Below are 7,144 nucleotides of genomic sequence, written 5' to 3'. Positions count from 1 at the left end.
GTTGGAAGCAGTGTACAGCTTCCCGCGATCGTCGAACATCACGTCAGTGCGGCCATCCTGCTGCGCCTTGTCGGAAACGGTCTAGGAGTCGCTCTGATCCACGACGGAGATGCCAACAGTATTCCGGAAGGTACCGTCTGTCGCAAGCTGCGGATCGGGAGCAAGCCAATCCAGATCTGCAATTTTGCCCGTTGGCGCCCGGACAACGCCAATCCTGCCCTGCCGATCTTCATCGCGTTCCTGCGCGATCTGTATTCGTCCTGACGGCCGCAATGACCCGAATAGTCATCCCGCCTTTCAGGGTTCGTCGAGCTTTAGCAAAGGCTCTGTCCGTTGCCATGAACCGGGTCAGCATCGGCGCTATCAGCTTGCCGGATCGGCGACTATCTCCGGTCTCGCGGCCGAGCAATTCAGCATAGGCGACGAGATCGCGATGAACGGCGCCGGACAGTTCGGCCGTGATCTTGACCGGACGGTCATCGGGAATGGCGGAGAGTTTCAGCTTGGTCATGACGGATCCTTCGGCTCCGCACCCGGTCAGCACCAAAGCCTTCGGCGATGCGCACCAGGTCGCTGAGCGCTGAACGGATTTGTGGCCAGGGGAACTCGGAGCATTCCTCCCATGCCTCGCCTTCGCGCAACACGGCATCGAGCTTGCCGGCCACGCCAGCGAGAGTCGTAGCGTGGGTGGTTGAGAAGGCTCCCAGAAGATCCTTCGCCCGGTCGCAAGCCTCGCGTTCGGCCCTGAGCGCAGCGGTGTAACCTGTCTCCTCAGCCGCCGCATTCCAGCGTGCTTGATGCATTGCGAACTCAGTTTCGGCTTTCTCTCGGAGAGCGGCCGTATCCGGCCCGTTGCCGAGCACTTCATTGAGCCCCTCGATCGAGTGGACCGTCACCTGCTCACCTTCGGGCACGCGGAGGGTCACACAAGGAAAGCCGACGCTCTCGACAAGCCTTGTCTCTAAACGCTGCTGCTTGCGGCAAAGCCGCTCGGTCTGTTTGTGGACTCTCTCCCATTCCCGCCAAAGCGCCAGTGCAGGATCAGAACGCACATTCGTGCTGCCGGCGCCGCTTGCGGGCGCGTTGCCTTCGAGCGTCCACGCGGTGGTGGCCACGACTGTTCCCTCAAGCACTCGCCTGCGGGTGACGTAAGGCAGAGTCGTGGTATTGTCGGAATCAGCCATGATCCGAGCTCCATCAGCTTGGGTTGTGGTCAGGCTGACTGGAGTGTTGGCGCACTCCGGCCAGCCGTCGCACGTGCGATGCAAGTGCGGTGCACGTGCATCTATGCGCCTTTTGAAACTGAATATCAAGCCGCAGAGTGAAAATGACAAAAAAGCCGTTCACCACCCGCCTTGATCCGCCGGTGTTGGCCTTGGCGCAACAGCTTGCAGAAGCGGAGCGGCGTTCTATCACCTCGGTGATAGAACTCGCATTGATCGAGTACGCGGAACGGCGTGGAATCAAGATAAGTGCGACGGAAAGGGAATAGTCAGAAGCGGGCTGGCGGACGCCGCCAAGGTACTGGGTTGGCGAGCACGCATGCGATCACATGGAGCAGAAATCAGCCGACGGCCCGGCTGGCCAACGGGTACGTGACTGGCACGTTTCCGGCCCTGCCCGCCCTCGACCACCAAGGGCCGGCATGCCACATGCTCGTCAGCGTATGGCAGACCGGCAGGCCTGATTGCATCCTGTCACAATCTCATCGAAAACAGGATGGGCAAGTCGCGTCACGGCCACTGCCGCGGATTCTCGACCTTTACTCCGCCGCTCCGCGCTCAGCGCGATTGTTCAAGGCGATTAGGTTTTTTGCCCCGGCCCAGGCAATCGGGCTGCTCGTTGCGATAGCGGGGTCCGATTTCCATGATGAGGACGGTCCCCTGCAAGAAGGCCAGCTTACTGAAGATGTCATCCCATTCGATATCGCCCCAGCCGAGCGGCATGTGCAGGTCGTCTATACCCAGCGCTGCATCCTCCTGCGGGGGATAGGTTCTGTTGAAGCCCTGCGGGCGCCCGAAGGAATCATGGACATGCAGGTGCCCTGCCACTGGCGCCATGGCCCGCAGTTGCTCGCGGAGTTCAGGCCGCGATGGGTGGATTCAATATAGGCGTGGCTGAAATCGATGAGCGCCACCAGGTTGGGATGGCCGACCGCCTTTACCGTCTGCGCCACCTCAGCCGGGCTCTGCCGGCACTGACCCGGTTCCATGGCGAAGAGGTTCTCGAAGGCGATGCGCACGCCATAGGGCTTGCTGAACTCGGCGAGCTCGAACAACTCTTCGCGTTCGCGTTGCTCGGCACCGGCACGTTCGAGGACCTGGTCGGCGCGAAAATGCCCGCTATGCCGGACAAGGAGGCGCGCATCGATCCGATCGCACAGTTCGACCAAGGCCTTGGCGGCATCAATCTGGTAGCGGCAGACCGCCGGGTCCATGAGGTTCGAAAAGACGACACCATGAACCGTGTAGCGGAAATCGAATTGGCCAGTCAGCGCGACAAGTCTCTCGGCTCTCTCAGGGATGACACGGCCACCTTGCTATGAGGTCGAGGGTCGTCAGTCCCAGTTCGACGGCTTCGACGCCCATATCGGCAAAGCTGCGAAGGTCTGCTGCAAGGCTCTCCAACCCGCCATTGGAAGAGACTGAGTTAAAACCTGCGGCGATAATGTTGCTCATAAGGATCCCCCAATGACGGGCGGCCAGGAATGCCAGGCCGGTCCGGATTATTGTCAGGTGAGATGGCAATTACAGAACCGATGCCATTCTCGAAACGAGTCTTCGTTCGCCCCAAGTGCGATCGAGCGGTCTACGCTATTGCCAGTGGGCCTACATTAACTCGGATCGGACCGCGATGACCTCGAGTCTCACAAAGCAGACTGCCTGCCCCCGAACCTGGAAGCTCTCAAGAGCACCTCTCGTTCAGACAGACTTGATACTGAGAACCCCTTTCTCAAGCTAAACTATTACAGGTTCACGCAAATCACCTTGTCATCGTGGCGAATTCATCAGCCTCCAGAGCTGGAGGAACTGGCAAGATGCGCGGCATGAGGCAAATCAATTCGACCGCCGGAGGCCCTGCCGTTGCAGAGTTTCCGGGTTTGAGTTTCATTGCTGCGGCGTGCTCGCAGATCCCAGGAAAGACCGGTGAAGTTCGCAACACCTTGAATTCTCGGCGACACGCAGAGGTTACAGCCCGCCTTTATGTACGCCGCAACGGCTCAGATCTGTCTGGGTTCGGTCCACTCGGGCCCGAGAGGCGAAGATTTCGGGATCGAGGCGCTTGGGCCACTGCGCGCCAGACAGAGCGATCCGATCCGTGTCATACTGTCAGAGGCAAGACACTAGCAATTTGGGGGCGGCGGCAGATGAAGGAAGAGAACGACGTTCAGAAGTTGGTGCGCACGCTGCGTGCTCGAGCACCTGATGACGCGGCTGAATTGCTGGCCCGAGAATCTCCCGAGTTCATCCGCGACACACTAAAGCTGTTGCCGGACGGGCACGCCCGTAAGGTGGCCGAGCATTTGCCACCGCATATGCGGCCCATCAGGTCTCATGGCGGTGGCAAGGATTTCGCGGTCCCCGACTCGCTCGTCGAGCTGATGGACCCGATTCCCGCCAGCGTTCCTGTCGCGACGACAGTTGCCGCCGCAGTGGAGGCGGTCAGACGCGCCCAGGTGCCGACCGAGCTCACTTATCTCTATGTCACGGACGAGGGCAATAAACTGGTTGGCCTGGTGGTCCTGCGCGATCTGATGCTGAGCGAAGCGGACGCGACGGTGGATCAGATCATGCTGCCGAGGCCGTTCGCCCTTAATGTCGGTCTGTCTTTGAGCGACGCCTGCAAGGCAGCGGTACGCCGTCAGTACCCTGTCTATCCGGTGGTGGACGCGGAGAACAGGCTGCTCGGGCAGGTTCGCGGCTGGCGCTTGTTCGAGCAGCAAATCATCGAGATTTCCGCCCAGTCTGGCCAGATGGTGGGTGTCCAGAAGGAGGAGCGTTCTTTTACGCCGCTGTTTTCAGCCTTCTTGAAGCGTCATCCGTGGCTGCAGCTGAACCTGCTGACGGCCTTCATGGCCGCTTTCGTGGTCAGTTCATTCACGGGCACGATCGAGAAGATCGTCGCCCTGGCGGCATTTCTACCGGTCTTGGCCGGGCAGAGCGGAAACACCGGCTGCCAGGCACTCGCTATGACGCTGCGTGGCCTTGCCCTGGGGGATGTGGACAAACGACCGAAGCTGCACCTGGTGATGCGGGAGGGCGCGCTCGGGATTGCCAACGGCGTGCTCGTCGGCCTTGTTGCGGCTGCGGCGATGTGGTTCTACGCCTCGCGGCAACCGGAATCGGCGGCCCAGGCGCCCATGCTGGCACTTGTGATCCTGCTTGCCATGTCTGGATCGTGCCTCATGTCCGGAATCTCCGGCGTGCTGATCCCGCTGGGCCTGCGCCGGGTCGGCGCCGATCCGGCCGTAGCTTCGGCGATCTTCCTCACCACCGTGACCGATATTGTAGGCATGGGCCTGATGCTGGGGCTGGCCACCATGCTCGTGCTGTAGCAAGACGCGTCCGGTGACGCGTCCCTGGGAGTCGGGGGCGATAAGCTGACCTCGTCGTGTCCAACGAAATAGCAAGAGCCAGGCCGCATCGCGCACGCGTCGTGAGAACCTTCCGGCAGCTCTCCGACCCCTTGCGCAACGCGACGGAAGACCTTTGGATGGGCCGTGGGTGACCTTGAAGCCTCATTCGGTGACCAGATACGCGCAGAATCGCGCAAACAATATTAATCTTGTCGGCTGTGCGATCCGCCACTGATGGTGATTTGAGTTAGTTGCCACTGGTGCCGAATACTTCAATTATGTACAGCAACGCTGAGAAGATGTTTTGACAACCAGCGCAGCCGAAATACGAATAACCCCGATGGTTTGTTGCGCAGCTGCAACAGCTGCTGAGACTCGCATGGTCTGGTGACCGTTCAGTCGCCTTTTTCTTGTGGTCGTGCTAAGTCCTTCGCACTAGTCGGGTTTGGGGTGGGTTCTCGGCATGCAATCTTCGTTTCGAACGATCTTCGGCTGCGCCGCGGCGCTGCTTTGTACCGGCGTATTGCCGGCCGGCGCACAAGGTCTTTTTACGGCATATGACGATGCGTTTTCGGCCCGCATCGCCAGTCCGGCCGACAACGGAACGCTCGCCCAGTTCGTCACAGTTGCCGTCAACGCGGGACAATACGATCAGGCGATCTCCTCAATCGAGCAGTATCTGATCAAATATCCCCGCGATGCGCGCGCCCGGCTGGCGGCCAGCCGATTGTACTATCATGTCGGCTCCTATGAATTGGCCCGGCGGCAGGTGCAGTATGGCATCGAAGTCGGCGGCCTGACCGCAAGTGAGCAGCAGGAAGCTGTTCGCCTGCTCGCCCGCATCGAGCGCGCGTTGCGTGGCGTCACCTGGGAACTCGCCCTGACCGGCGGCGTGTTCAGCGCATTTACCGATTTTGAGCCCGGCGGGGCGCAGGACGACGACAGCTTCGTCTCGCCCTATGGGCGAGCGGAAGGCTTTGTCCGGTGGGACCTCGGCACGCCAAGCGCCGACGCTCTCGTCCTTTCGGGGTCGTTGACCGCGACACAGCGCTTTTTCACGGAAGACCTGTCGGTTCCGGGCAGCGAGAAGACTTTTATCCACGGCAACGCCGCGATTACCTGGGACAAGGGGCTGCCGAACAGTGGGATCGATTCGCTGCGCCTGCTGCTTTCGGCGTTTACCGTTACGGATCGCTTCGACAGCGATATCCACGAGACCGGCATCGGCGTCAGTGGGCGCTTTCTTGTGCGCCCGACGGTCGAAACGACGCTTTTCGCAGGCGGCGGCTACATCGATCTAAGCGCCTCGCAAGGCATTTTCGCCGATAGCAGGGTTTTCTATGAGGCGGGCGGCAGCTACCGCTTCCGCAATGGCCAGGCGCTCGGACTGCGCTTTGTCGGCTCGAATGACTTCGCCTCCGGATCTGGCGAAATCGGCCGCAGCTACACGGGCGAGGTCCGCTATGGCGGCCTGTTGATGAACGTACCGGATCTTTTCGCATGGTCGCACCAGATCGCCTTTTCGGCCGGCCACAGCAACACTCCCGATCTGTCCGTCGGCATCGGCACGAATATCAAGAGCGACTTCTGGCGCATTGCCTCGGAAAGCGATTTTCAGCTGACGGAGGCGCAAAAGATCAGCGTCGATCTCGCCTATCGCGAAACCAACTTCGACATCGCCAACCGCGACCGAAAATCGTTCGAAATGCTCATGAGCTATACGTTGACGCTCAATTGAAAGAGGCCGCGATGAGGACCCCATACCGTCAGATCGCCATTTTTATCGCCTGCCTTGCCTTTGCAGCACCTTCCGCCGCTGAAACGGTCGGGTCGATGACGGCCTACCAGACCAACATCGTCCGCAACAACGGCGGGACAATGAACGTCGGTGCCGGCGTCGAACTCGGCGACCAACTGCGCAGCAATCCCACCGGTCTTGGAATGCTGGTGTTCCGGGACGAATCGAGCGCCAAGATTGGTCCGAACACCAGCCTGACGATCGATGAATTCGTCTACAATCCGGGCTCCGGATCGGGAAAGATCGACATCGGGATGAACAGCGGCCTGGCCCGTTTTTATGGCGGCCAGGTTTCGAAAGGGGGCGTCATGCAGGTTGCGACGCCGCACATGGTGCTCGGGGCCAGAGGCGGCATCATCGAAGTGCTGGTGGCAGCCGGCCAGACCGTGGGCATTCTGCGCGCCGGCCGCATGACCTGCACGATCCATGGCAAACGGCTGGTCATCACAAACCCGGGCTACGCCTGCACATCGGAAGATGGCAAGCTGCTGACCGGCTACGGCGGAATCGACACCTTCCCGATATTGGACAGCATCGACCGGATTGCCGGCACCGGCCTGCCAGGCGCACCGGGTCCGGGATTGGACGTAAGCGCGCTTTGTGCGTCGGCACTGGGCGGCTCGCTCAAAGTCTGCGACTCCACCGATGGCGCATTGCCTGGAGTGGTCATGGAGTTCCCCGACACCCCAACGCCACCTGTGGGCGGGGGCGTGGATAAGGGCGAGTGTGAGGGTGAGGGTTGCTGCTACTACTGCAATTAGGCCTGGCCG

7 protein-coding genes and 1 pseudogene are annotated in these 7,144 nt (G+C 60.7%); 5 read left to right on the top strand and 3 right to left on the bottom strand.

Annotated features, from left to right (window positions below; genetic code table 11):
• Positions 1-264 (top strand): type 2 periplasmic-binding domain-containing protein (locus NKH16_RS25310; protein ID WP_502911751.1); only part of this gene is annotated, 264 nt, incomplete at its 5' end.
• Here the strand turns inward: NKH16_RS25310 and NKH16_RS25305 are convergent.
• Positions 230-511 (bottom strand): DUF2274 domain-containing protein, encoded by a 282-nt coding sequence (locus tag NKH16_RS25305; protein WP_352902475.1) that lies wholly within the window; start codon positions 509-511, stop codon positions 230-232. The genes NKH16_RS25310 and NKH16_RS25305 overlap by 35 nt on opposite strands.
• Positions 477-1,184: a hypothetical protein gene (locus NKH16_RS25300; protein ID WP_352902473.1), complete on the bottom strand. Its 708-nt coding sequence runs from the start codon at positions 1,182-1,184 to the stop codon at positions 477-479. Before NKH16_RS25300 ends, NKH16_RS25305 begins: the two co-directional genes overlap by 35 nt.
• A gap of 143 nt (positions 1,185-1,327) precedes the next feature.
• Between NKH16_RS25300 and NKH16_RS25295 the strand changes: the two genes are divergently transcribed.
• Positions 1,328-1,492 (top strand): hypothetical protein, encoded by a 165-nt coding sequence (locus NKH16_RS25295; protein WP_352542715.1) that lies wholly within the window; start codon positions 1,328-1,330, stop codon positions 1,490-1,492.
• A 289-nt stretch (positions 1,493-1,781) separates the two neighbouring features.
• Here the strand turns inward: NKH16_RS25295 and NKH16_RS25290 are convergent.
• Positions 1,782-2,678 (bottom strand): annotated as a pseudogene (locus tag NKH16_RS25290) (TIM barrel protein).
• Between the two features lie 689 nt (positions 2,679-3,367).
• On the opposite strand from NKH16_RS25290, the gene NKH16_RS25285 reads away from it, so the two are divergent.
• From NKH16_RS25285 to NKH16_RS25275, 3 genes are all read left to right on the top strand, one after another.
• Positions 3,368-4,555, top strand: a complete 1,188-nt coding sequence (locus NKH16_RS25285; protein ID WP_352818472.1) for a magnesium transporter — start codon at positions 3,368-3,370, stop codon at positions 4,553-4,555.
• Between the two features lie 484 nt (positions 4,556-5,039).
• Positions 5,040-6,314, top strand: a complete 1,275-nt coding sequence (locus NKH16_RS25280; RefSeq protein WP_352902470.1) for a tetratricopeptide repeat protein — start codon at positions 5,040-5,042, stop codon at positions 6,312-6,314.
• Positions 6,311-7,135, top strand: coding sequence for a FecR family protein (locus NKH16_RS25275; RefSeq protein WP_352902467.1), 825 nt, complete (start codon positions 6,311-6,313; stop codon positions 7,133-7,135). The genes NKH16_RS25280 and NKH16_RS25275 overlap by 4 nt, the downstream gene beginning before the upstream one ends.
• Positions 7,136-7,144: the final 9 nt, after the last annotated feature.

Origin of the sequence: Mesorhizobium sp. M1307, assembly GCF_040318155.1 — a bacterium.
In the GTDB taxonomy this organism is placed as follows: domain Bacteria; phylum Pseudomonadota; class Alphaproteobacteria; order Rhizobiales; family Rhizobiaceae; genus Mesorhizobium.
Note: the sequence above shows the minus strand (reverse complement) of the source record. Positions and strands in the feature narration are given on the sequence as shown.